The sequence below is a fragment of the Thalassovita taeanensis genome (assembly GCF_900110775.1).
GTDB classification, from domain to species: domain Bacteria; phylum Pseudomonadota; class Alphaproteobacteria; order Rhodobacterales; family Rhodobacteraceae; genus Litorimicrobium; species Litorimicrobium taeanense.
In genome coordinates this window covers 106,470-129,867 of record NZ_FOEP01000010.1, presented here as the reverse complement: position 1 = coordinate 129,867, position 23,398 = coordinate 106,470, and the positions used below count along the sequence as shown (strand labels likewise).

Here is a 23,398-nt window from a genome sequence, read left to right as displayed (position 1 = left end):
CCGAGCTCACCAGCATGGCGATCCTCAAATGGGTTCAAGATACAGGCATCGATTGGCATTACATTGCACCCGGAAAACCTCAACAAAACGGCTTCATCGAAAGCTTCAACGGCAAGCTACGTGATGAATGCCTCAATGAAACGCTGTTCGGCACATTGGCCGAGGCTCGCAAAACGCTCGAAGAATGGCAGGAGGACTACAACTGGCGCAGACCCCATTCAGCCTTAGGCAACCTGACGCCAATGGAATTTTTGCAGAGAAAGGCGATGGACAAGATGGCGGCCTAACGACAAAGATTTAACCCTAAGGACTCCGCGCAGAGCTGGGGGAAGCTTGGGGCTCAGGTCAGCATCCCGAAACTCCTCTGGCAAGACGGTCAAGAGGCGCGCAAGACCAGCAAAGTGGAGGAGAGCTGGAGCCTGAGAAAAATCTTCTTCCTGCAGTGAGATCGCTAACGAATAGGCCGCGTCCCAGTTCTGGGCGTCTAACTGGCAACTCAGGAGAACCACTTTGCCGTCTGCATCAATATTTGTTGGGGCAAAATCTGCGTCATGAAACCATTGCAAAGCTTGCTCGGAGTCCGTGCCGTGTTTGACTGCCATGAGGGCGGCCGTAACTTTTTCAGGATTATCAAGTGGCGCAAGCGCTTTTAGGCATTCCGTCCAATCCTTGGGCTCAGTCAAGAATGCCTTGGCGATGACTGCGTCGTTGCACTCACCAAGAGCTTTGGACTGCTTAATAGCCTCTTCAGCAACCTCTTTTTCCTCTGACCGTGACAACCAGCGCCCACAAGCACCAAATGCATTTGATCGAACTTGAGCCGACCCCTGACTAAAATCTCCATCCTTGAGCTGTTTGAGTATTCTCAACGCCGAAGCAGTGGTATCGCTTCCGGGAAAAAACCGCGATTTACGTAGCTCTTCAATCTTTCCTTGAAGTGCCTCGTCCAACACTCCACGATCTTTGTCACTTACTGGCTGTCCAAATCTCTGCCCTCCGGAAATACGCTCAAGATAACCTTCGATTTTCTCTTCACTATGGACAAGGCGAACTCGGAAAAACCGTTCCCTTATTCGGGGACGTTCATCCAACATTGTATCAATATCGGAAGGCCGAATGAGCTCATAAGAAAACGTCTCAAGCTGAAGCTTCACACGGTCCAATTTGTCCGCAACAGTAAAGCCCTTAAAGCTCTCGTAATCGCCAATCACATCATCGAGATAGCTCGATACTGCGACATCATTTTTTTCTAACCATTGTAATGGTGAGGTAAAAAAGTCGACTGCCGTTTTTGCTGGATCACTTGAAACTGCAAGAGAATACTTGAACGGTAGTCCATTCTTGAGAAGACTTGGGTCCAATTCAGCGAAGAGAATGAACTTAATGATTTCCCTTAAGGCCGCCGGGCGACTAAACGCCGCTTTAAGTCTCTTGCACTGAACCAGTCCAGCAGGGTTCCCGTTCTTGGTAAGCCAGACATCCCGCCCACCGTCTGCTCCTGCAACCATAAGCGTTGCTTTGTCATAATATCCTGCTGTACCAGAATTCTGCTTGTAAAGGCTCCAAAGCAATAGCTCAAAATCGGAATCTGACAGGCTGTTCAGTGGAGCCTTGTGCGCACCTGCTTCGACATCCAGTGTCTTTGAGACTCTTTCAAGCTCTTGCTCCAGCGCCTTTGTCTCAATGAAATCTGTCATCAAACACCTGTTTCCTCTTTCGAGGCTTATTTTGGGGAGCGGAAAGCCATACCTTTCATGCACTCCGATCCTAATATTTCGATGTCTAAAAAATACGCCCCAACAACACCTTTTTGCTCTCAACAAGCATAGTTACCAGCTCTCCTAACCGCAATCAGAGATTGGATTGAGTGCGCAGCGATTGCTCTTTTCTTTTATATCTGGCGGCGCACGACAGGCCTCATTGCTTTCTTCGTTTGCTCAGGGTGAGTTGTGCCGTTCTATCAGCTTTGAGCCCGCAGCGAATGTCTCCTTCGACGTTCCGCATCATAGTGACGACGACCACGAACGAATGTCGGCTGTGGGCCGTTGTGCTCACTAAGAGTGAAATCTTACCAGTTCCGCCAGCTTATTCCCATTGTGGCGGCGATAGATTCAGGACAACCTGCCTGAACACGGCTACGATATGCGCGAACAGATATTCCGTTTTCCAGCGCGACGACTTCCCATTCATCATCCGGATCATGGGCTATTTCCCGCACACCTTCAGTTGCTGCTCTTTCACCCAACCAGCCTCGTTTAAGCCTTTGTCTGAAAGTTTGGAATGCTATCCCATTTTCTTCCGCAACAGGCCAAGCAGGAAGGCCGTTATCTAATGTCGCCAAACCATCACGACGCCGATTTTCAAAGGCGCCACGATCATACGGGTATTGGGAATGTTCGCAGGGAACCCTCCACACTTTTGCTCCATTCTCAGCATCCTCTTGAAAGTTCACAGCTGATGCATCATTCAAAGGCAATGGCTTCAGACCATAGCGACGACAAAGCCACCAAGCATCTTCTGGACTTGCTGCTTTGCCGATTGTCTGGCCTCCCAGTGGGGCAACAAAATTGATCATCATTTTTTTCCGTTTCAAAATGTTGCGATAGATTCGTATGGAATGATCCTTGACCGCATGTAAGCACTCAAGGCCTTGAGGCAAGCAGTGTGCACGGTCATTTATTCAAGATTGTAAAAGGGTTCTGCATCTTCGTTCTGTTAGTTTGAGCGAGTACAGTTTTTAGGTTTGCGGCGAACGTCCGCAGAGCGGTGTTTGCAACCGAAGAAACCGAAAGATGACCTAAAAGTTGGCAATGGGCCGGCGACAGACGCCCAAGTCAGCCAGGGGCGTCCCACCAAAATTTTAGTTCCCCGTCTCTTTCGACGCTACAACTTGAGGCCAGGGCGGCTTATTCAACCGTTTCTGGCTTCAGATCAAGAACTTGACTGACAAGCGCGAGGGCAGCGCGTCGGCCACTTTGCAAGACCTCGAAGCAGCCGGTGAGATCGACGATCCGCATCAGTTGTTTTGGGGTGAGCTCGACGCCAAGGTAGATCGCTCCATTGCCGATAGCCCACGTGGGATCAATGATGCACTCAGATTTAGGGCAGAGGTTCCAAGCATGGTAGAACGGCTGCGCGCCCAGTTTGATGTCCCAACCGTATCCTTCACAGTATGGAAAGCCATGACGGAGGCTCAGTTCCCAAGCGTTTCGAAAGCACTGGCCGCTGGGCATTTTTTTTACGTGTTGCGGCAGGTCACTGCCTTCCCAGCGCCTGCCGTTCCTGTCCAGAAAATCTGCGAGAGGCAGCGCTCCGAAGGGACCGGCCAGAGTTTGGTCGATTAGGTTGCATTGTCGTGTCGTAGTCATGCCGTGTCTCCAATTTGGTACTAAGGAGATTGGTATCGTCCGGTCGGGTGAGAAATGAAAACCGACCATACTGGCAGTTTTCAGTGTTGCTGGGTGTGGACTTGGCCGTCGCCTCTCCAGGTGTGAGCGGCTTCTTCTTGCTTATCGCGGCGCAGCGAAGTGCAAGCGAGTGAAGCGGAGCTTTTGGGCTGCTTGAGTAGATGACGCAGGACAGGGTTTGATCCATGGCGTCGTGAACCGCCTGGACGGGATCGTAAGGGGGGGAATTGCGCATTGAATGGTCTCCTTTTGCACATGAACTCCAGTGGGGGGTGCCTTATCTGCGGCGTCACGTTCGTCGTGCGGAGATTGGTCTGTGCGGCTCGGGGTTCCCTTTTACGGTCCAACGGTTCTGGCTTTATCGCTTTCAAATCAGATATTGGCCGTTTCTATTTGAGACGAAGAATCTTTTTGCCCGAATTGGTTTGCACATGGTCTTCATTCCAGATTGCTAACCACCTGTTGCGCCGCTACAAAAATAACAGCGGTGCGGGGCAGGGCCCGCTGGCGCTCGAACAATGGCCGTTGTCCATCAGCCGTTGACGCCAACCTATGACCCGCGCCAGCCAGCCCACGACCCGTGGAAAGACAGACAGAGGTCCGGTAACGGATCTTATGCGGACGCCATCATCATTGAGACGTCGCCGCGAGAGGAGATGTAAATGAACCCGGTTGAGATCGAACAGGCCATCTCTGAGCTTGCTGAGGCGCCCTTCGATGCGGCTGAGTTCCCCTTTGCCTTCCTGGAAGCCTTCGGGCGCAAAGCCACCGAGATCAAGAAGCTGCGCAAGGGCGACACGAACAAATCCGATCTGGGCGGCATCCTCCAGCGCAACAACATCCATATCGCCGCCTGCGCCCCTGGCGCGGTCTCCCACACCCTCGTGGCGCTCAAGAACAGCGCGGCCACCACAAAGTTCAAAGCCAAGTTCATCCTCGCCACCGATGGTCAGGAGTTCGAGGCCGAGGACCTGATCGGCGGTGAAACCGTCGCCTGTACCTTTCAGCAGTTCCCCGATCATTTCGGCCTCTTCCTGCCCCTGGCGGGCATCTCAACCGTCAAGCAAATCCGCGAGAGCGCCTTCGATATCAAGGCCACGGGCCGCCTGAACCGCCTCTATATCGAACTGCTGAAGGACAACCCCGAATGGGGCACTGCCGAGCGCCGCCATGACATGAACCACTTCATGGCGCGGCTGATCTTCTGCTTTTTCGCCGAGGATACCGACATCCTGAATGGCGAAGACCTGTTCACCGCCACCGTGGACCAGATGTCGAACCGCGATGGCTCTAACACGCACGAGGTCATCTCGGAAATCTTCCGCGCGATGAACACCGCCATCCCGGACCGCGCCGCCGCCAATCTGCCCCGCTGGGCCGATGCCTTTCCCTATGTGAACGGCGGGCTGTTTTCGGGCAGCACCGAGGTGCCGCACTTTTCCAAGATTGCGCAGCGCTACCTAAGCCATATCGGCGGGCTGGACTGGACCAAGATCAACCCCGACATCTTTGGCTCCATGATCCAGGCCGTCGCGGATGAGGATGAACGCTCTGTCCTGGGGATGCACTACACCTCTGTGCCGAACATCCTGAAGGTGCTGAACCCGCTGTTTCTGGATGATCTGAACGCAGCGCTGGAGGAGGCGGGGGACAGCGTGCGCAAGCTGGCCAATCTGCGCGCCCGCATTGCCAAGATCCGTGTGTTTGATCCGGCCTGTGGGTCGGGCAATTTCCTTGTCATCGCCTATAAGGAATTGCGCGCGATCGAGGCTGTGATCAACGAGAGGCGAGGGGAGGCGGACCGCAAGACGGACATCCCCCTGACCAACTACCGCGGGATCGAGCTGCGCGATTTCTCGGCCGAGATTGCGCGGCTGGCGCTGATCATTGCGGAATACCAATGCGACGTGATTTATCGCGGCCAGAAAGAGGCGCTGGCCGAATTCCTGCCGCTGGACAGCCAGAACTGGATCACCTGCGGCAACGCCCTAAGGCTTGACTGGCTGTCAATCTGCCCGCCTACGGGGACGGGGGTGAAGTTTCAATCCGAGGATCTGTTTCAAAGCCCGCTGGATCAGGCGCAGATTGATTTCGAGAATGAGGGCGGGGAGACGTATATTTGTGGGAATCCGCCTTACGTAGGAGACAAAAAACAAAGTTCCTCGCAAAAAGAAGAGATGGAGGATCTCCTTTCAGGTAGAACGAAGAAATGGAAATCTTTGGATTATGTCGGAGCTTGGTTCGTGAAGGCGGCGGATTTTGGCCGCCATACAGAATGTTCTGCCGCATTTGTTGCTACCAACTCTATTTGCCAAGGCCAGCAGGTCCCAGTTCTTTGGCCTATCATTTCCGCTGAGACGCAAGAAATAATCTTCGCCCATACCTCGTTTAAGTGGAGTAATCTGGCGAGTCACAATGCTGGTGTAATGGTAGTTATTGTTGGTATTTCAAATGTACCACGACAGGAGAAATTCGTTTACACTACTGACAATAAAGGCAAAACAGTTTCCGTAGTTGCCAAATCTATCACGCCCTATCTGGCTCCTGGCCAACCTGTTTACGTACAGTCACGCAGCAAGCCTATTTCCGCTATTCCAGAGATGTTATTAGGAAACTTCGCAAAAGATGGTGGGTATCTCATTTTGGAGAAAGATGAGATAGCAGGTCTTGATCCTATCGCTTCACAGTTCGTGCGTCCCATGTTCGGCGGACAGGAGTTCATTAAATCTCATGCACGATATTGCTTCTGGATTGAAGACACTGATATCGAGGTAGCTAAGCAAAGCAAAATGCTTTTGGAACGCTTGTCACGGGTAGCGGCAAACAGACTGGCCAGCCCTAAAAAGGCGACGCAGGCTTGGTCAAAACAACCGCATCGGTTTGTTGAAATTCGATCCCCAAAATATTCTCAAGCTATGGTTTTGCCGATTGTGAGTTCTGAAAATCGAGAGTTTTTCCCTGTTGGTTTGCTACCTGAGAATGCAATCGTCAATTACGCTTTCGGCATGTATGATGCTCCTCTTTGGGCGATGGCACTTGTGGCGTCTCGCTTGCACTTAGCGTGGATCGCCACAGTCTGCGGCAAGATGAAAACCGATTTCCGCTATTCCAACACAATGGGCTGGAACACCTTCCCCGTCCCCAAACTCACTGAAAAGAACCGCGAGGATCTGACCCGCTGCGCCGAAGATATCCTTTTGGCCCGCGAGGCGCATTTCCCCGCAACCATCGCCGATCTCTACAATCCCGAAACTATGCCCGAAAACCTCCGCGCCGCCCACGACCGCAACGACGAAACCTTGGAGCGCATCTACATCGGCCGCCGCTTTAGAAACGACACTGAGCGGCTGGAAAAGCTGTTCGACATGTACACCAAAATGAACACGAAGGTGCCGGTATGAGCCTCGACAACAACGACGCGCATTTGCCGACATTGGACGATTTGGAAAGCCTGTTCGTCAACAATGCTGATTTGGACAATATCCGCGCCCACCTCAGCCGCTTTAACCCCATTAAGACCATGGGCATGGAGCGGATGGAAATCCGGCACTCTGCCATCCTTGGCTGGTTGCTGAACCCTCAGGAAACCCATGGGTTGGGAGATACCTTCCTCAAGGCGTTTCTGGCCCAGGCGTTGCGCGGCGATGACAGTAAGGCACGGCCAACCGCGCTGGATGTCTCGCAGGCGGACATGATGGACGTCGAAATCAGGCGTGAGTGGCGCAACATCGATCTGCTTGTTCTAAGCCCACGCAACGGCTGGGTTTTTGTGATCGAGAACAAATTCGACAGTGGTCAGCATAGCAACCAGCTGAAACGATATATGGACGTGGTAGATGCGACTTTTATGGGATCGGATAGCTTTCACTTGGTGCGCGGGATCTTTTTGACCCTTTGGGAGGAAGATCCGGAAGACGAGCGATATGCGCCGATCGAGTATGGTGCCATCTGCGAGTTGTTGGACCAAACCGCCTTGTCGGGTCGACTGCCGTTGACGCCGGAAGTCCAAACTTTTTTGCAGCATTATTTAGACGTTATTCGAGAGGCGACAGGCATGAGCAATGAGCAAGCCGAAATGGAGAAACTGGCGCGGCAGCTCTACCGTGATCACAGACGTGCGCTTGATTTTATCGTGGAACATGGAAAGAGCACAGACTTCTCCTTTGCGTGTGATGCGGTGTTTGGTGAAGACCTTGAAGACGAAGCAGTAATCAAAGTTGGAAAACGGGAATTTATTTTTAACCACTCGGATGCTCATTCATTCAGCTTTTTGCCAAAGGCTTGGTACGATGCATTTGGGGGTGATGAATATTGGTGGCATGGGTGTGAAAACTGGTGGGCAGGCTTCCCCCTCATCACTTGGGTCCAGCTTACAAGTGATGCAAATGGGGCCAGTGGTCAGGTTCGCCTGTACGCGGAGGTTGGTCCCCTAAGCGATCATGATTTCCGGCGTGACTTGATTGCTGCCATTACGGAAGTGGCCAAGAAGAAATCACTGACAACAATTGGTTTTCAACGTGGCGCGGCCGACGAGGGCAAAAAGTATTCAAAGTTCTTCAAGAAAAACTTCTTTGCAGTCGATGACATCCATGACCACGACAAGATCTCAAATGCCATCAAGAAGGCCCTGAAGTCTTTTGAGGCCGAGATGGACGTTGTTGCTAAGGTTTTGCCTCAGTTCGTATCGCACGGCCAGGAAGAGAGTTCGGAATGATTGGGTGTTCCCAACGCGATGCGGCGTGCTTCAAATGCGACGTGCACATTAAGATGAACGCGAAGGTGTCTGCCTAATATGTTCACTGCCGTACCTTATCCCGAGTTGAATTCACGTCAGCAGGAAAACTACAATTTCCACAAGATCGCGGCGCGCATGGCCGATTACGGGTTTAACTGCATCCGTTTGACCGATGACTGGCAGGGCGCTGATTTCATCGCGGTGCATGTGGATGGTGAGACCTTTCTAAAGGTGCAACTCAAAGGGCGGTTGATGATCGACCGCAAATATCTGGGTAAGCAGATCCACGTGGCGTTTTTGCATGGGGACGATGCTTACCTTTACGATCACGATGCCTTGGTGCGGCATTTGCAGGATAACAACCTGATCGGAGATGCCAGTATAACTTGGCACGAAAAGGGGTATCGCCATTGGCCGACCCCGCCGGCATGGGCCATACGATTTTTACAAGATTACAGGATTTCCCAATGACCAAACCCGTTCCCTCTGTCTGTGTTTCTTATCCTGCCAATGGCAGCTCAACCACGTCCAACGAAATGGGCATGCGCGCCATGCAGGAACGCGCCTATGAGAAGCGGGGCGAGCAGTATCTGCTGATCAAATCGCCGCCTGCCTCGGGGAAAAGCCGGGCGCTGATGTTCATCGCGCTGGACAAGCTGCACAACCAGGGCCTCAAACAGGCGATCATCGTGGTTCCCGAGAAATCCATCGGGTCGAGCTTTGCCGATGAGCCGCTGACCAAGTTCGGCTTCTGGGCCGATTGGACCGTCGCGCCGCGTTGGAACCTGTGCAATGCGCCCGGGGGCGATGACGGTAAGGTCGGGTCGGTGCGCTCATTCCTCGATAGCGATGATCAGATCCTGGTTTGCACCCATGCCACCTTCCGCTTTGCGGTGGATAAATTCGGGATCGAAGCCTTTGACGACCGGCTGATCGCAGTGGATGAGTTCCACCATGTCTCGGCCAACCCTGATAACAAGCTGGGCGCGCATCTGGGAGCCATGATCGCCCGCGATAAACTGCATGTCGTTGCCATGACCGGTTCCTACTTTCGTGGCGATACAGAGGCTGTGTTGGGGCCAGAAGACGAGGCCAAGTTCGAGACAGTCACCTATACCTACTATGAACAGCTTAGCGGCTATACCTACCTCAAAACGCTGGACATCGGGTACTTCTTCTACAGCGGTTCCTATGCGGATGACCTGTTGAAGGTCTTGGACCCGGATGAGAAGACAATCCTGCACATCCCCAATGTGAACTCCCGCGAGAGCACCAAGGACAAACATCGCGAGGTTGAGCATATCCTGGATGCTTTGGGGGAATGGCAGGGGACCGATGCTGAGACTGGGTTTCAGCTGATCAAACAGCCCGATGGGCGTGTGCTGCGGGTTGCGGATTTGGTGGATGATGAAGCCGCCAAGCGCGAGCGGGTTTCTGCGGCGTTGAAAGATCCCAAGCAGAAGAACAACCGCGAGCACGTAGACATCATCATCGCGCTTGGCATGGCCAAGGAAGGGTTCGACTGGATCTGGTGTGAGCATGCGCTGACGGTCGGCTACCGGTCCAGCCTGACCGAGATCGTGCAGATCATCGGGCGTGCAACTCGGGATGCCAAGGGCAAGACCCATTCCCGCTTCACGAACCTCATCGCGGAGCCTGATGCCTCGGAGGAGGCCGTTAAGGAGGCTGTTAACGACACTCTCAAGGCCATCGCCGCCAGCCTTTTGATGGAGCAGGTGCTGACACCCAAGTTCGAGTTCAAGCCGAAGGTTGCCACCAATACGGCGCAGGAAGGTTTTGACTACGGTAAGGGGGGCTTCGATCCGGAAAAGTGCAATGTCGGTTTCAATGAGGACAGCGGCAAGTTCCAGATTGAGATCAAGGGTCTGACGCAGCCCAAGAGCCCAGAGGCCAGCCGGATCTGCGAGAACGATCTGAACGAGGTCATCACGGCCTTTGTCCAGGATAAAACCACCATAGAGCGCGGGCTGTTTGATGAAGAGCTTGTACCGGAAGAACTCACCCAAGTCCGGATGGGCAAAATTGTGCAATCCAAATTCCCCGAACTTGATGCGGAAGATCAGGAAGCCGTGCGACAACACGCTGTCGCGGCGTTGAACTTCACGCAACAAGCCAAGAAGACCTTGCTGGGCGATGACACAGAAGCGCAGGCCAACACGGCCTTTGTGACTGGGGTCCGGCAGTTCGCAATGAATGTCCGCGATCTTGATATCGACCTCATCGATCGCATCAACCCCTTCAGCGAGGCCTATGCGATTCTGGCTAAGACCATGAGCGAAGATAGCCTAAAGCAGGTCGCTGCTGTCATCGAGGCCAAGAAGATCAAGCTTACCCCAGAGGAGGCCCGGGATCTCGCCAAGCGGGCCTTGAAGTTTAAGCAAGAACGAGGCGTTTTGCCGTCATTGACCTCTTCGGACGCATGGGAAAAGAAAATGGCTGAAGGTGTCGCATATCTGGCGCGGATGAAGCAGGAGGCGATGAATGCCCAGTGAATTCACAGATGACGATGATGCTCTTCTTGCTGAGCTCGGGGTTGAGATCGAGCAGAAGAAGCAGGCCAAAAGAACGCCGCGTGAAGAACGGATCATCGCGGGTTTCGAGGACATCCAGAAGTTTGTTGCCGACCATGAGCGCTTACCTGGGCATTCACCAGGTGGCGATATCTTCGAGCGACTATACGCAGTTAGGTTAGACCGCCTGCGCGAGTTGTCGGAAGCATGTGATCTCCTTGAACCTCTTGATCATCAAGGGCTGCTGAGCAGGCCGCCTGCTATGGACCAGAGCGATGATATGGACGACGACGCCTTGCTCGCGGAACTTGGTGTGGACATCGCCCCTTCAGCAATAACCGAGCTCAAGCATGTCCGCTCCGCGTCGGAAAAGAAGGCCGCAGAGAATGTTGCCAATCGGGAGGAATGCAAGGATTTCGATGAGTTCCAGCCGTTGTTCGAAAAGGTTCAGCGTGAATTGGACAGTGGTCAAAGGGAGACCCGTCCTTTTGAGTTAAAAGCTGAAATTGAGCATGGACGGTTCTTCATTGTACATGGGCAGAAAGCCTATGTTGCCGAAATGGGCGAGGTGACCCTCACGGACCAAGGTCGGACAGATGCCCGGCTACGGGTTGTCTTTGACAATGGCACCGAAAGCAAAATGCTCATGCGTTCTTTGCAACGGGCGTTGAACAGCGATGAAGCAGGCCGACGGATCACAGAGCCTCTGGCTGGACCATTGTTCTCGGACGCTCCAGAGGAGGGGGACGATACCACCGGCGCAATCTACGTGCTGCGCAGTAGGTCCGACAACCCGACCGTCGCTGCGAACCGTGATTTAGTGCACAAGATTGGCGTTACGACAATGAGTGTCGAAAAACGGATCGCGGGTGCACATTTGCAGCCAACATTCTTGATGGCACAGGTCGATATTGTGGCAACATACGAGCTTTACAACATCAACCAAACCAGGCTCGAAAACCTGATCCACCGGATATTTGACAGTGCACGGCTCGACATTCAAATCGAAGACCGATTTGGCCGCCCTGTCGTGCCACGAGAATGGTTCCTGGTGCCACTCTTCGCAATCGATGAAGCCGTTCAGAAGATCAAGGACGGTACGATCACCCAATTTGTGTATGACCCTCAGCAAGCAAAGCTTGTACTACGGCCCTCTTGAGCTGGTCCCTTGTAACAGTAGAGAGCATGGCCTGAGGACCTTTGACCGAAGACCATGGTTACAGACAAAAATTCAAATTTGTCTGTAACTGAGTAGCAAGCTACCCAAGTCTGTTGGTGGCAGTCCAACGCCCGATCTATTTCAGCGTTTGTTTTACTGCCTGCTGCTGATCTTCAAAGAAATCAGTCATGGCAAAACAGCCATGTGAATTCGTAGGTGTGGCAGGGGAAACCTGCATTAGTGCGCGCCCTAAACGCTTGTTTCCCCAGGAAGCCTCCGGCCGGTTCGACTTCGCCACGATATGGGGCACGAGGCCCCGAACTCGCTTCGCCCCGAAAGGGAAAAAGCACTCGCATGGTCGCAACAGCGACGTTTGTGTTTTCAAGCAGGATCCCGAGTTGCCACATTGCTGCGCGCCGCAATGCTTCAACCCAGATTCCCGCTTGGCGGATGCATCTGCTGAACACAAAAAGTATATGAAATCCTTTTCCGAAAAGGAAAAACGGCGAGCACAATTTTTATTGTGCCGCCTCTTTCTAATAGATTCATGATTCTTCTTGATTCAGGGGCTGATTAGGTGTTTGAAATCATACCCTTACAGAGGGCGCGACGCAGAAACTCCCCGTTGCGACGCAGAAACTCCCCACAAAGACGCAAAAACTCCCCAGTGCGACGCAAAGATTCCCCGCAAAGACGCAAAAACTCCCCGGTATCTTTGCATTGGAAGCTTTGAAATTGTTTTGGGGCATTTTTCAATGCGGCTGCAAGGCCCTATATCATGCAGATGAATGGGGGCCCGAAGCGCAGCGGAACCGAGCATCATCGATCAGACAGAGGGATTCAATACGTCGGCAGTTCCCGAATCTGACCTTTATTCATTTGCAAGATGTTTGGTGCCTTGCCTTCGAGTGTGAGTATGCCCCGGTATGCTGCGTTCTATACTGGTATAGAGCCGAGAATACCGAAGAATACCGCGTTTGGCCGCGACTGCGCGCGGCCAATCATGATGGTCTTTTCAAGACAGGGGGGGCCGCTGTCAAGCTTTGATACCCCATTGGCCGGCAGCTCCTGGGAGCACTGATTATTGCGCGCTGAGTGTCAGGCGCTGAAGCCTGTCTGAAACGATTGGGGAGCTCTGTCTTCGCATCCGTAAATCCCGTTTCCATCCAAAGTCTTTCGACACAAAATACCTGTGAAACAAGCGAATGCACTCCAAGCCATTCTCACGACGTCCGTTAAATGGACGGGGCGGTATGACCCGATCAGGACAATAGATTTTTGCTGATCGAGTAAGTTCTGAGGTTTGGGGGGCGCGGCCGATCGGATCGTCCCTTGCGGCGGGCAAGTGGATGGGCACTTGCGTAGAGCTTTGCATGCTCAAGAAGCGTGCGCGTGAGGCTGGGGAACTGTTCAAGTATGCAATCGTCAGCCTCAACTTTGGAGAGGTCGGCTATTTCATAAACCCCAATTCTGGTTCCCCTTATCACTGGCAGGCCATCCCGGATTCTTGGATCATAGATCACCTCAGCCTCAGCGGTCGCGAGGGAAGCCATCCGCAACACGGCCTGCGAGATCGAAATCGGCAGATCGATGCGCAACGCTCCTATCTCGAAGGCCTCGTTGGGCGCGTTTCCTCGCAGAATCTTGCCAATTTGTTGGATCATCCGACGTCGCATCTGACTGCTAAGAAGAGGGCCTGTAGTCACATCGAAATACGCCATTGGGCATGCAATGGGCCTCATCATGGATCGCGCACCCGGTGCTGAGGTGCCCTTGGACCGGCAAAATACCGACTTTGGCATGGTGCCATTTTTGACCACACGGATCATGGTGTTGCGTGATACCCCAATGACTGCTGCAACCTCATCGACCCCAAGCGGACGAAGGATGGCTTGGGGCAAGTCTGAGAGGTTTAGATAGTCTGACGACATGAAGAAGCCTTTCGGGTCGGTGCGATAGATATGCGTTTCACTTGGCGGAACGGTAAACGGATTACACTGGGAGCAGGGTAGTCTGGGTGTGCGCGAGGGCTAAGATACTGCGACATATCCGGAAAGCTGGCAATTTAAGGCCTGAGGGTACAGAGTATCACGCAGGTTTGTGTAAGTCCTGCCATAGGTCACGGATTAGGTGGGCTGTCTTCCAATGTAGAACGCTTGTTTTCCACCCTGAGCGCCGCTTCCCATCCGGATGCAAGCCGCGCACTGTCAGGGCCTGCACGACGCGGCTCTGCCTGACCTGATAGCGTCTCTTCGATAATACGAAGTCCTTCATCCGAGAAGATCTCTTTGCTGGCTTCCTCAAAAGAAGTGACTGGCTTTATATGCGCCAAATGGACCGTTTCAAACAGTTTGGCGAGCCAGTGCTGTATGTAGTCTGGCTGATCGGATACGACTGTACGGCCAGCGATGTGCGGGATCAGAGTCAGAGCAATCTGCGTGGCTTCTGGGGCGTCTCGGAGGTCCTTTACGGACAATCGGTGTGTCGCAGAATAAAAAACGTTGAAATCCTGTTTGTTCCAATGGGCGCAGGTTTGATTAGTGAGGACCAGGTATTCGGTTTGCTTTGTTCAAACCATGTAACGCCTACTTCGATTGGCCAACTTTCGATCCACAGGCTGGAGGCTTCCAAATCCAGGATCACGTAGTCGTCTAACATGTGGTTTGTCATAAGGATGCCTGCGGCGTCGAAAGCTGAGTTGAGGATGAAAAACCTTCACCTGCGATATCATGCAAGCTTCGTTTGAAAAAGACGGTACCCCGCATCGCTTTTTCAACACGCTCCCTGTCTCTATCTTCGCTCCCTGAGGCCGTCAGAAGCAGCCTATCGGGGTGGTACCAAGAGTGTGGTGGCCATCGGACACCTGGGTGACTGAAAATGCAATTGTTCATCTTTTGCTCCCTTTTTGGGAGCACTCGGTAGCATAGGCTAAGTGGTTGTGTCTATAGCGAAAGGGGCGTCATGGCCGGGGCACAACACACCAAAGAGTATAAGGCGGTTGTGACAGCCCTTGTCGAGTTGCGGTCGGAACGGGGATTGTCACAGACAGACCTCGCCCATCTGTTGGGGCGTAACCGTTCCTTCATCGCAAAGGTGGAGATTTGTGAGCGTCGTCTCGACGTCGTCGAGTTTTGTACTTGGGTGAACGCGCTCAGTTTTGACCCCGCCGAATTTATTCGGATCCATCTTTTAGGACTGCTAAGCAAGGATACTAACGGGATGCGTGGTCAGTGAGGGCCCGCCGCGTGACGTTGTCCTTTGCTCAATTGGCAAGTTCCCCGGTAAATCGCCGCCGTTCACTCCTGGTCCCATTTGCTTAAGAAATTATCGCTGGCAGCGCGGTGACGCTCGTCGAGCAGCTCAGCTACGTCGCTTAACATCACAAGGCGGGCTGCCTTCTGACTTGTGTCCAGACGAAAAAAGGGAAGGCGGACGTCACCGGCTTCTACTTTCTTTGCCAAAGTATCAGGTTCATAGCCCCAATAGGGCGCTGCGGCTTCAAGTGGGATCATTGGGATGCCGCCAAAATGAGCCAAGAGCATATCGAATGTTGTCATTTTTGCCTCCAGTTGTTTTCTTTGAAGGAGGTGGGAACATTCTTTTGCGAGCGGAAAGGCTGTCGGGAGAATAAGTTTGTCAGAGGTGGTTAAATTGAATTGAGGTCGGCGCGAAGATGGCGCCGACCCCAAAATAGTAATAGCCCTAATTTGTGTTCCAGTAGGTAATCACCCAATCCAGCCAGTGCCAGTTTTCGAATTTGTCACCGGTTTTTTCTACGTTGACGTAGCGATCCAAGCATTGTCGCGATTGGTGTCCAGATGTCTTCATAACGAAGTGATCACCCTCACCTTTCTCAAACAGCAAGCTAATTCCTTCATGGCGTAGGTCATGGAACCGAAGGTCTTCAATTTCGACCAATTGCCGGTGACGACGAAACGCGGTCCCCAAAGATCTTGGGTTATACGGGAAAATAAACTCTGACGTCCTCGGCATTGACAGGATGATCTTCAATGCTTCAGGGGGCAAATTCACGCGTACGTTGTGCCGTTTCTTTTTTCGCGGATGCTTCATCTGGCGAACCAGAATCGTACTTTCAGAGACGTTCAGGTCGCTCCAGCGAAGCCGGCAAATCTCGCTAAGGCGTCGACACGAGTAAATTGCGAATACACTTATGGTGACTACAGGAATTTTTTGCCGCTTGTTGGCAAGTACAGCGTTAAAAATTTGATCCAGCTCTGTCAGAGATGGCCTGCGTTCGCGTTCTTCCGAACGGGCAAGAATTTCATCGTCCCATAAAACTTTCATTGCCCGAATAATGACGTCATATGGCACATCGGCTTCCCGATCTGCGGCCCATTTGAGTGAAGCGGCAAGCATGGCCATGTAACTGGCAGCAGTCTGAGGAAGCATCCCTGTGTCGATAAGGTCATCGGCCATGGAAATGAACCAATTTAGGTCGATGGTTGACGCAGGCACCTGACAACGATCATGTTTGATCAGTAAATCCAAGTTTTGATTGGCCGAGCGTCCCAAGCGCCGACCACTTTCCCTCCTTCGCTGCAACAGATCGCAGACAAGGACTTGTTTTGTTTCCTCATCTTTCTGTTTGGGGACAAGTAAACCCAGTTGAATCTTAGCCAGTGTGTCGTCACGCCATTTCATGGCCGCTTCAAGAGTTGTAAAGGTCTTGCTTGCGCTGACATATCCTTGATCTTGTTTTCGACGAATTTGCACGCAGTATCGTGGTGATCCATCGTTGTCCGAGCGTTGAGAGATGAATGGTTCTTGAGAGCGATCTGCCCGCTCGGGAGAGTTCCCCGCTGGCTTTGGTATCGCCATTTTGCTCTGGGCGATTGAGCGTTTGGGGGACTTTTCGGATTTTGAGGTTTTCACACTTCTTGGTGCCGTCCCAGTGGATATCGTTGATGGGAGCGTGAAAGGTGAGCCGGCAGATTGTTTGCGCGAGATTTCTGCAAGAAGGCTCGCGGAACTATGTTGAGTGTTGTGAGACATGATATTCTTCCTTGATCGATTATGAGGAGCTGGTGTTGATTTTTTCGGGCCGGAAATCGCATGATGGATTTTTTCGAAGTTCAGGCCTGAAATGGGTGGGAATGTGTTTCAGGAGGGCCCCTCACTTGGGGATGCAGGCCACGCAAAAAGCTGCTACTCGGTAGCAAGCGTTCTCGGAAAACCCACGGAAACCACCGAAAATCGGGGTGAATCACAGGAAATGCGGCAAAGTAACGAAAACACGGAATTCCTGTTATGTCTCTGAATTCAAAAGCAGAATCAGCCGCTCGGCTCAGCATTGCACCCATGATGGACTGGACCGACCGCCATTGCCGGTATCTGCACCGGCTGCTGTCGCGGCATGCGTTGCTTTATACTGAAATGGTCACCTCGCCAGCGCTGGTGCGTGGGGGCGCGCTGCATTTGCTAGACTTCAGCCCACAGGAGCATCCGGTCGCGCTGCAATTGGGTGGGTCTGACCCGCAAGAGTTGGCACAGGCGGCGCGGCTGGGGGCTCAGGCGGGGTATGATGAGATCAACCTGAATGTCGGCTGCCCCTCGGATCGGGTGCAATCGGGGACGTTTGGCGCGGTGCTGATGAAAGACCCGGCGCTGGTGGCCGACTGCGTGGCCGCGATGCGCGCCGCCGTCGATGTCGAGGTGACGGTGAAATGCCGGATCGGCGTCGATGATCAGATCCCCGAGCAGGTCTTGCCGGACTTCCTGAACCGCGTGAGCGCCGCAGGATGCGAGCGCTTTTCGATCCATGCGCGCAAGGCCTGGCTGCAAGGGCTCAGCCCAAAGGAAAACCGCGATATTCCGCCGCTGGATTACGATCTGGTGCTGCGGATGCGCAAAGAGTTCCCCGCGCTGCACCTGTCGGTCAACGGCGGCATCACCTCGCTGGCGCAGGCCAAGGCGTTCCTTGATGCCGGGCTGGACGGGGTGATGATCGGGCGCGCGGCCTATCACCAACCTGCCGATATCCTGTGTGCCGCTGACGCCGAAATATTCGGCGACGGGCCGGTGACCGACCCGATCGTGGTGGCCCGGCAAATGCTGCCCTATATCGAGGCGCACCTGATCGCGGGCGGCAAGCTGGCGCAGGTGACGCGGCACATGCTGGGGCTGTTTGCGGGTCGCCCCGGTGCGCGGCAATGGCGGCGCGTCCTGTCCGAAGGGGCGCACCTGCCCGGCGCGGGGCCCGATCTGGTGGAGCAGGCACTTTCGCATATTGGCCCTCTGGCCGATCCGGCGCGCGCCGTGTAAGGCTGCGCCGCAACACAGGAGAGGTGCAATATGCCCGAAACGTCTTTGCTTTTGATGATGCTGGTGATGCTGATGGCGATCGGCGGTTTGGCCGGGGTGCTGGCCGGGTTGTTGGGCGTCGGTGGCGGCATCGTGCTTGTGCCTGCATTCTTCTATGCCTTCCAGACGCTTGGCTATGACGGGCCGCAGCTGATGCAGGTCTGTCTGGCGACCTCGCTGGCGACGATCATCGTGACCTCGGTGCGCTCGGTCCTGAGCCACAACAAGAAAGGCGCCGTCGATTGGGAGATCCTGCGCGGCTGGGCCCCCGGCATTGCCATCGGCGCGGTGCTGGGCATGCTGGTGGCGGCATCGCTGCGCTCGGCGACGCTTCAGGGCATCTTTGGCGTTCTGGCGCTGGTGGTCGGGGCCTATATGGGCTTTGGCCGGGCCGAGTGGCGGCTGGGGCAGGCGATGCCCAAGGGAATTGGCCGGGCGTTGACCTCGCCTGTCGTGGGCTTCCTGTCGGTGATGATGGGCATCGGCGGCGGCAGCTTCGGCGTGCCGCTGATGAGCCTGTTCAACACCCCGATCCACCGCGCGGTCGCCACCGCCGCAGGCTTTGGCGTGATCATCGCCGTGCCTGCTGTTGTCGGCTTTCTGTTCCTGCCGATCGACGCTGCAACCCGGCCGCCGTTTACCATCGGTGCTGTCAACCTGGTGGCGTTTTTCATCACCATCGCCATGACCCTGATGACTGCACCGCTGGGGGTGAAACTGGCCCACTCGATGGACCCCAAACCGCTCAAACGAATCTTCGCCGTGTTCCTGACGCTGGTGGCGCTCAACATGCTGCGCAAGGCGATGGGCTGGTAAGATTGTCCCCTATTTTGGGGCAATAGCGGCCCGCGGGCGGGACTGTGCCCGGCTCTCAGGCGCAGACTAGAAAATCCTTGTGCCCCCCTGCGCACGGGCGCTACTCGCTCACTAACACTTTGTGAGGGCTGTATTATGATTGAACTCCTGTTGATTTTTGGTGTTGCTGCTTTGGCCTCGGCGTTCGGCTTTGGGGATGATGACGATGACGATAGCACCACACCCGATGAGGACAGCGGTGATGACATCATCGAAGGCAGCGATGGCGCCGACCTGATCGATTCCGGGACGGGCGACGATGTGATCTTGGCCCGCGGCGGCGACGACACCGTGCAGGGCGGCGATGGCGACGATGTGCTCAAGGGCGGCTATGGCGACGATTATATGACCGGCGGCAACGACGATGACGACCTGCGCGGTGGCGCGGGCGATGATAGCATCAACGGTGAAGACGGCGATGATACGATCGACGGCGGCACCGGCATTGACCTGATGGTGGGCGGCGCCGGCGACGACCTGATTCTGGGGCAGGAGGATAACGATTACATCTCCGGCCAAGCAGGTGCCGACACGCTGGATGGCGGCGACGGCAACGATTTTATCTCGGGATATTACGACGGCTCTGACGAGACCGGGTACGAGCTGCGCGACGAACTGGACCCGGATCAGATCGACGGCGGCGCGGGCAGCGATTTCCTTCTCGTCGGCAGCGGCGACACCGTCACCGGCGGCGCGGGCATGGATGTATTCGCCCCCGGTATCTGGATCGACCCCGAAAACCCTGCGGTGATCGAGGATTACAGTCAGGACGAAGACCAGATCGTGATGGCCTATCCCACAGACTATGCTGGTGATCTGAGCATTGAGATTGGCCAATCCTCCGACGATCCCGCTGACGCGACCGTGCTGGTCGGTGGGCAGGTCGCGCTGCTGGTGACGGGCGGCTATGGCACGCTGTCGGCGTCCGATGTGTCGCTGGTGGCGGTCGACGAATTCGCCTGATCAGCTGCGGTTCAGCCGCGCGGCCCGTCCACCCCGGCGCTTTTGCAACAGCGGCGCGCGCGCGGGCAGGGCCTCCATGACCTCGCGCCGGGCCTCGTGGCTCATCCGCGACCATTGCGCGATTTCATCCAGCGATCGCAGACAGCCGGTACAAATCCGCTCCTGCGGGTGAATAACGCAAATCTTGATGCAGGGCGACGCAATCTCGTCGCGCTTCCAGATGTCATCGCTCACGTCGTTGCCCTCAAGTGCCTCAGCCGGTCCAATACCCCTTGCAGGATATACGAGGCCGCAACGTGGTCGATCACCTCGGCGCGACGTTTGCGCGACGTATCCGCCTCCAGCAGCGCCCGTTCGGCGGCCACCGTCGACAGGCGCTCGTCCCAGAACCCGATCGGCAGTTCGGTCAGGCGGCTCAGGTTGCGGGCAAAGGCGCGGGTCGATTGGCACCGCGGCCCTTCAGAGCCGTCCATGTTGCGCGGCAGGCCCAGCACGATGCCGCCAATGCGCCGCGCCTCGATCAGCTCCAGCAGGCGGGCCGCATCCAGCCCGAATTTCTTGCGCCGCACGGTCTCCAGCGGCGTTGCGACCGAATGCATCAGATCCGACACCGCCACACCGATGGTCTTGTCGCCCAGATCCAGCCCCATCAGCGCCTGATGCGCGGGCAGGGCGGCGGCGAACTCGGTGATCTCGTCAAAGATCATTCCGCCACCCCGGCGCGCGCGGCACCGGCGCGCACCTCGGCCAGGGCGTTGGGTTTGTCCGCAAACACCTGCTGCGCCTCGGTCCAGATTTCGCGGGCGCGATCCGGTTCGCCCAGCACGCCGTACGCCCCGATCAGCCGTGCCCATTCCGCAGGCGTGCCGCCCTCGGTCGCCAGCCGCTCCGACAGCGTGCTCACCATGCCCCGGATCATCTCCTGCCGGTCCTCGGCCGACATTTCGCCCGCCGCCTGCACATCGGCCGCATCCGGCCCCTTCAGACCCTCTTCGGGCGGCAGGGTGAATTCGGCTCCCGCCAGCATCGCCAGCTCCTGGATCTGGCCGCGAATGGGCGCGATCCACGGCGCATCCGCTGGCCCTTCGCGCAGCAATTCTTCCCAGATCCGGAACGCCGTGTCGGGTCGCCCGGTCTGGGCAAACATCAGCCCCATGTAATATCGCGCAGCCCCCTGACGCGGATCGCGCGCCAGCGCCGCCAGCAGCGCCGCCTCGGCCTCGGGCGAGACATAGCCCCCCGTCGCCAGAATCAGCGTATCGGCATAGTCGACATAATCGTTTGCGGTCGCAGCATCGCCCAGCAGCGTCAGCACACGCGCCTGCGCCTCTTGGGCGGCAACGAAATTGCCCAACGCAGCCTCGTTGCGCGCCAGCAGCTTCACGCCCTGCAAATCATCCGGCCGCTCGGCCACGGCCTTGCGCAGCTTGTCCATCAGCGCGGCGTATTCTGGCGCGGGCTGGCCCAGCGGCGCATCAAGTGTCGCCCGGTTCGCCTCGACCTCAGCCTGCGAGGGGCGGTTGGCGCGGGTGTCCTTGGCCATCTCGATCCGGGTCTTCAGCGACAGATCATCATACCCCGGCGCGCCCAGCTGCCGGTAAAGCAGAAACGACCCCGCCAGCAGCCCCACAACCGTCAGCCCCGCAACGCCCATCGCCAGCGCCTTGGGCTGCCCGCCCGTGCGCCCGCCTTGCTGCAACTGCGCATCCGCCGCCAGAATCCGGCGTGAAATCTCGGACCGGGTGCGCTCGGCATCTTCCGCCGCAATCACCCCGCGCGCCAAATCACGCTCTACTTCCTTCAGTTGATCGCGGTACACCCGCAAGTCATACGCCGCCGGTGCCTCGTCTTCGCCGCGCCCGCGCGTCAACGCCAGCGCCAAAAGCACAGCAACAGTCAACGCCAGCGCGCCAGTGATGATCCAAAACAGCATGAGGCCTCCTGCAAGTTGGACAGACATGTATATGCGGCAGGCCTCTGGAAAAAGGGCAAACTGACGCAATGCCCCACCATGTCGCAACCGGGCGCCATTGTGACGTTTCAAAACGGGGCTGGACTGGCGTCCCGGTTCATTTATCTGATGCAGTACCCCGCACCGGATTCGAGGCTTGAGAGACGCAGATGAAACGCTATTCCGCCTTCGCCATCGCCCGAGAGGCCGCACGCTATCACTCCGGCTGGGGGCGCGCCTGGGCCGCACCACAGCCCAAAGCCAAATATGATGCGATCATCGTCGGCGCTGGTGGCCACGGGCTGGCGACGGCCTACTACCTTGGTAAAAACTTCGGCATCACCAACGTGGCCGTGCTCGAAAAAGGCTGGCTGGGCGGCGGCAATACCGGGCGCAACACCACCATCATCCGCTCCAACTACCTGCAAGACGCCTCTGCCGCGATCTATGAAAAAGCCCGCTCGCTCTATGAAACCATGAGCCAGGACCTGAACTACAACGTCATGTTCAGCCCGCGCGGCGTGATCATGCTGGCCCAGACCCATCACGAGGTCCGCGGCTATCAGCGCACCGCCCACGCCAACGCCCTGCAAGGCGTTGAAACTCAATACATCGGCCCCGACAAGGTCAAGGAACTGGTGCCGATCATCAACATCGACGGCCCGCGCTATCCGGTGCTGGGTGGCCTGTGGCAGCCGCGCGGCGGCACCGCCCGCCACGATGCGGTGGCCTGGGGCTATGCCCGCGCCTGTTCGGACATGGGCATGGACATCATCCAGCAATGCGAGGTCACCGGCGTGCGCCGCGATGGCGACCGCGTCATCGGCGTCGATACCACCAAAGGCGCGATTGATTGCGACAAGCTGGGGCTTGTGGTTGCGGGCCACTCCGGCGTGCTGGCCGAAAAGGCCGGCTTTCGCCTGCCGATCGAGTCGCTGGCGCTTCAGGCGCTGGTGTCCGAGCCGATCAAACCCTGCATGGATGTGGTCGTCATGGCCAACACCGTGCACGGCTACATGTCGCAATCCGACAAGGGCGAGATGGTGATCGGCGGCGGCACCGACGGCTTCAACAACTACACCCAGCGCGGCAGCTTCCACCACGTCGAGGAAACCGTGCGCGCCCTGATCGAAACCTTCCCGATGATCAGCCGCCTGAAAATGCTGCGCCAATGGGGCGGTATCGTCGACATGACCGGCGACCGCTCGCCGATCCTGTCCAAAACCCCGGTGGATGGCATCTTCGTCAACTGCGGCTGGGGCACCGGCGGCTTCAAGGCCATCCCCGGGTCGGGCTGGGCCATGGCCGAACTGATGGCCAAGGGCCACTCCCCCTTGGCTGCCGAATTCTCCCTAAACCGCTTCGCCGAAGGCCGCTTCATCGACGAAAGCGTCGCGGCAGGGGTGGCGCATTGATGCCCACGCTCTTCCCCTCCATGCCCACAAACGCGCACAAGACCGATATGGCCGGGAACCT

Annotated in this window: 20 protein-coding genes; 10 read left to right on the top strand and 10 right to left on the bottom strand. The window is 56.0% G+C overall.

The window, feature by feature from the left end; translation table 11 throughout:
- Positions 1–287, top strand: a 287-nt coding sequence (locus BSF79_RS13905; RefSeq protein ID WP_139246449.1) for an integrase core domain-containing protein, incomplete at its 5' end; no start/stop codon positions are given.
- On the opposite strand, the gene BSF79_RS13900 is transcribed toward BSF79_RS13905, so the two are convergent.
- The 3 genes from BSF79_RS13900 to BSF79_RS19525 form a co-directional block, all read right to left on the bottom strand.
- A complete protein-coding gene (locus BSF79_RS13900; protein ID WP_090270430.1) occupies positions 225–1,697 on the bottom strand; it encodes a PDDEXK family nuclease in 1,473 nt (490 codons plus the stop codon). The genes BSF79_RS13905 and BSF79_RS13900 overlap by 63 nt on opposite strands.
- A gap of 371 nt (positions 1,698–2,068) precedes the next feature.
- Positions 2,069–2,575 carry a hypothetical protein gene (locus BSF79_RS19530; RefSeq protein WP_139246448.1) on the bottom strand — a complete coding sequence of 169 codons (507 nt, stop codon included), beginning with the start codon at positions 2,573–2,575 and terminating at the stop codon, positions 2,069–2,071.
- 331 nt (positions 2,576–2,906) lie between these two features.
- Positions 2,907–3,368, bottom strand: coding sequence for a hypothetical protein (locus tag BSF79_RS19525; RefSeq protein WP_139246447.1), 462 nt, complete (start codon positions 3,366–3,368; stop codon positions 2,907–2,909).
- 701 nt (positions 3,369–4,069) lie between these two features.
- Between BSF79_RS19525 and BSF79_RS13890 the strand changes: the two genes are divergently transcribed.
- The 5 genes from BSF79_RS13890 to BSF79_RS13870 all read left to right on the top strand — a co-directional run bounded on the left by BSF79_RS13890 (position 4,070) and on the right by BSF79_RS13870 (position 11,832).
- Positions 4,070–6,808, top strand: coding sequence for a class I SAM-dependent DNA methyltransferase (locus tag BSF79_RS13890; protein WP_090270428.1), 2,739 nt, complete (start codon positions 4,070–4,072; stop codon positions 6,806–6,808).
- The gene (locus tag BSF79_RS13885; RefSeq protein WP_090270427.1) at positions 6,805–8,121 is read left to right on the top strand and encodes a PDDEXK-like family protein; all 1,317 of its coding nucleotides are present in this window, start codon (positions 6,805–6,807) and stop codon (positions 8,119–8,121) included. Before BSF79_RS13890 ends, BSF79_RS13885 begins: the two co-directional genes overlap by 4 nt.
- A gap of 156 nt (positions 8,122–8,277) precedes the next feature.
- Positions 8,278–8,613, top strand: coding sequence for a hypothetical protein (locus tag BSF79_RS13880; RefSeq protein ID WP_139246446.1), 336 nt, complete (start codon positions 8,278–8,280; stop codon positions 8,611–8,613).
- Entirely contained in the window at positions 8,610–10,655 is a 2,046-nt protein-coding gene (locus tag BSF79_RS13875) for a DEAD/DEAH box helicase (RefSeq protein ID WP_090270425.1), read from the top strand. Before BSF79_RS13880 ends, BSF79_RS13875 begins: the two co-directional genes overlap by 4 nt.
- The gene (locus BSF79_RS13870) at positions 10,645–11,832 is read left to right on the top strand and encodes a GIY-YIG nuclease family protein (RefSeq protein ID WP_090270424.1); all 1,188 of its coding nucleotides are present in this window, start codon (positions 10,645–10,647) and stop codon (positions 11,830–11,832) included. Before BSF79_RS13875 ends, BSF79_RS13870 begins: the two co-directional genes overlap by 11 nt.
- 1,262 nt (positions 11,833–13,094) lie before the next feature.
- Here BSF79_RS13870 and BSF79_RS13865 read toward each other — a convergent pair.
- From BSF79_RS13865 to BSF79_RS13845, 4 genes are all read right to left on the bottom strand, one after another.
- Positions 13,095–13,763 (bottom strand): DUF433 domain-containing protein, encoded by a 669-nt coding sequence (locus BSF79_RS13865; protein ID WP_090270423.1) that lies wholly within the window; start codon positions 13,761–13,763, stop codon positions 13,095–13,097.
- A gap of 188 nt (positions 13,764–13,951) precedes the next feature.
- Positions 13,952–14,308: a hypothetical protein gene (locus BSF79_RS19520; RefSeq protein ID WP_139246445.1), complete on the bottom strand. Its 357-nt coding sequence runs from the start codon at positions 14,306–14,308 to the stop codon at positions 13,952–13,954.
- A gap of 820 nt (positions 14,309–15,128) precedes the next feature.
- Positions 15,129–15,389, bottom strand: coding sequence for a pyocin activator PrtN family protein (locus BSF79_RS13850; protein ID WP_090270420.1), 261 nt, complete (start codon positions 15,387–15,389; stop codon positions 15,129–15,131).
- Between the two features lie 145 nt (positions 15,390–15,534).
- Positions 15,535–16,845 carry a site-specific integrase gene (locus BSF79_RS13845; protein ID WP_245776412.1) on the bottom strand — a complete coding sequence of 437 codons (1,311 nt, stop codon included), beginning with the start codon at positions 16,843–16,845 and terminating at the stop codon, positions 15,535–15,537.
- A gap of 306 nt (positions 16,846–17,151) precedes the next feature.
- Between BSF79_RS13845 and dusA the strand changes: the two genes are divergently transcribed.
- The 3 genes from dusA to BSF79_RS13830 all read left to right on the top strand — a co-directional run bounded on the left by dusA (position 17,152) and on the right by BSF79_RS13830 (position 19,971).
- A complete protein-coding gene (dusA, locus tag BSF79_RS13840; protein ID WP_245776411.1) occupies positions 17,152–18,114 on the top strand; it encodes a tRNA dihydrouridine(20/20a) synthase DusA in 963 nt (320 codons plus the stop codon).
- A gap of 30 nt (positions 18,115–18,144) precedes the next feature.
- A complete protein-coding gene (locus tag BSF79_RS13835; protein ID WP_090270417.1) occupies positions 18,145–18,969 on the top strand; it encodes a sulfite exporter TauE/SafE family protein in 825 nt (274 codons plus the stop codon).
- A gap of 135 nt (positions 18,970–19,104) precedes the next feature.
- Positions 19,105–19,971, top strand: a complete 867-nt coding sequence (locus tag BSF79_RS13830; RefSeq protein WP_090270416.1) for a calcium-binding protein — start codon at positions 19,105–19,107, stop codon at positions 19,969–19,971.
- Here BSF79_RS13830 and BSF79_RS13825 read toward each other — a convergent pair whose 3' ends face one another.
- From BSF79_RS13825 to ccmI, 3 genes are read right to left on the bottom strand one after another with little or no spacing between them, the layout of a single operon-like run.
- A complete protein-coding gene (locus tag BSF79_RS13825; protein ID WP_090270415.1) occupies positions 19,972–20,205 on the bottom strand; it encodes a DUF1289 domain-containing protein in 234 nt (77 codons plus the stop codon).
- Entirely contained in the window at positions 20,202–20,678 is a 477-nt protein-coding gene (gene ruvX / locus BSF79_RS13820; RefSeq protein ID WP_090270414.1) for a Holliday junction resolvase RuvX, read from the bottom strand. Before ruvX ends, BSF79_RS13825 begins: the two co-directional genes overlap by 4 nt.
- Positions 20,675–21,904 carry a c-type cytochrome biogenesis protein CcmI gene (ccmI, locus tag BSF79_RS13815; RefSeq protein WP_090270413.1) on the bottom strand — a complete coding sequence of 410 codons (1,230 nt, stop codon included), beginning with the start codon at positions 21,902–21,904 and terminating at the stop codon, positions 20,675–20,677. Before ccmI ends, ruvX begins: the two co-directional genes overlap by 4 nt.
- Positions 21,905–22,092: 188 nt before the next feature.
- Between ccmI and BSF79_RS13810 the strand changes: the two genes are divergently transcribed.
- The gene (locus BSF79_RS13810) at positions 22,093–23,337 is read left to right on the top strand and encodes a sarcosine oxidase subunit beta family protein (protein ID WP_090270412.1); all 1,245 of its coding nucleotides are present in this window, start codon (positions 22,093–22,095) and stop codon (positions 23,335–23,337) included.
- The last annotated feature ends 61 nt before the right edge of the window (positions 23,338–23,398 follow it).

Bases quoted from the DNA above. Each gene is read 5' to 3' on its own strand.
- BSF79_RS13900 (WP_090270430.1), bottom strand. From the start codon at position 1,697: ATGACAGATTTCATTGAGACAAAGGCGCTGGAGCAAGAGCTTGAAAGA.
- BSF79_RS19530 (WP_139246448.1), bottom strand. From the start codon at position 2,575: ATGATCAATTTTGTTGCCCCACTGGGAGGCCAGACAATCGGCAAAGCA.
- BSF79_RS19525 (WP_139246447.1), bottom strand. From the start codon at position 3,368: ATGACTACGACACGACAATGCAACCTAATCGACCAAACTCTGGCCGGT.
- BSF79_RS13890 (WP_090270428.1), top strand. From the start codon at position 4,070: ATGAACCCGGTTGAGATCGAACAGGCCATCTCTGAGCTTGCTGAGGCG.
- BSF79_RS13885 (WP_090270427.1), top strand. From the start codon at position 6,805: ATGAGCCTCGACAACAACGACGCGCATTTGCCGACATTGGACGATTTG.
- BSF79_RS13880 (WP_139246446.1), top strand. From the start codon at position 8,278: ATGGCCGATTACGGGTTTAACTGCATCCGTTTGACCGATGACTGGCAG.
- BSF79_RS13875 (WP_090270425.1), top strand. From the start codon at position 8,610: ATGACCAAACCCGTTCCCTCTGTCTGTGTTTCTTATCCTGCCAATGGC.
- BSF79_RS13870 (WP_090270424.1), top strand. From the start codon at position 10,645: ATGCCCAGTGAATTCACAGATGACGATGATGCTCTTCTTGCTGAGCTC.
- BSF79_RS13865 (WP_090270423.1), bottom strand. From the start codon at position 13,763: ATGTCGTCAGACTATCTAAACCTCTCAGACTTGCCCCAAGCCATCCTT.
- BSF79_RS13850 (WP_090270420.1), bottom strand. From the start codon at position 15,389: ATGACAACATTCGATATGCTCTTGGCTCATTTTGGCGGCATCCCAATG.
- BSF79_RS13845 (WP_245776412.1), bottom strand. From the start codon at position 16,845: ATGTCTCACAACACTCAACATAGTTCCGCGAGCCTTCTTGCAGAAATC.
- dusA (WP_245776411.1), top strand. From the start codon at position 17,152: ATGATGGACTGGACCGACCGCCATTGCCGGTATCTGCACCGGCTGCTG.
- BSF79_RS13835 (WP_090270417.1), top strand. From the start codon at position 18,145: ATGCCCGAAACGTCTTTGCTTTTGATGATGCTGGTGATGCTGATGGCG.
- BSF79_RS13830 (WP_090270416.1), top strand. From the start codon at position 19,105: ATGATTGAACTCCTGTTGATTTTTGGTGTTGCTGCTTTGGCCTCGGCG.
- ruvX (WP_090270414.1), bottom strand. From the start codon at position 20,678: ATGATCTTTGACGAGATCACCGAGTTCGCCGCCGCCCTGCCCGCGCAT.
- ccmI (WP_090270413.1), bottom strand. From the start codon at position 21,904: ATGCTGTTTTGGATCATCACTGGCGCGCTGGCGTTGACTGTTGCTGTG.
- BSF79_RS13810 (WP_090270412.1), top strand. From the start codon at position 22,093: ATGAAACGCTATTCCGCCTTCGCCATCGCCCGAGAGGCCGCACGCTAT.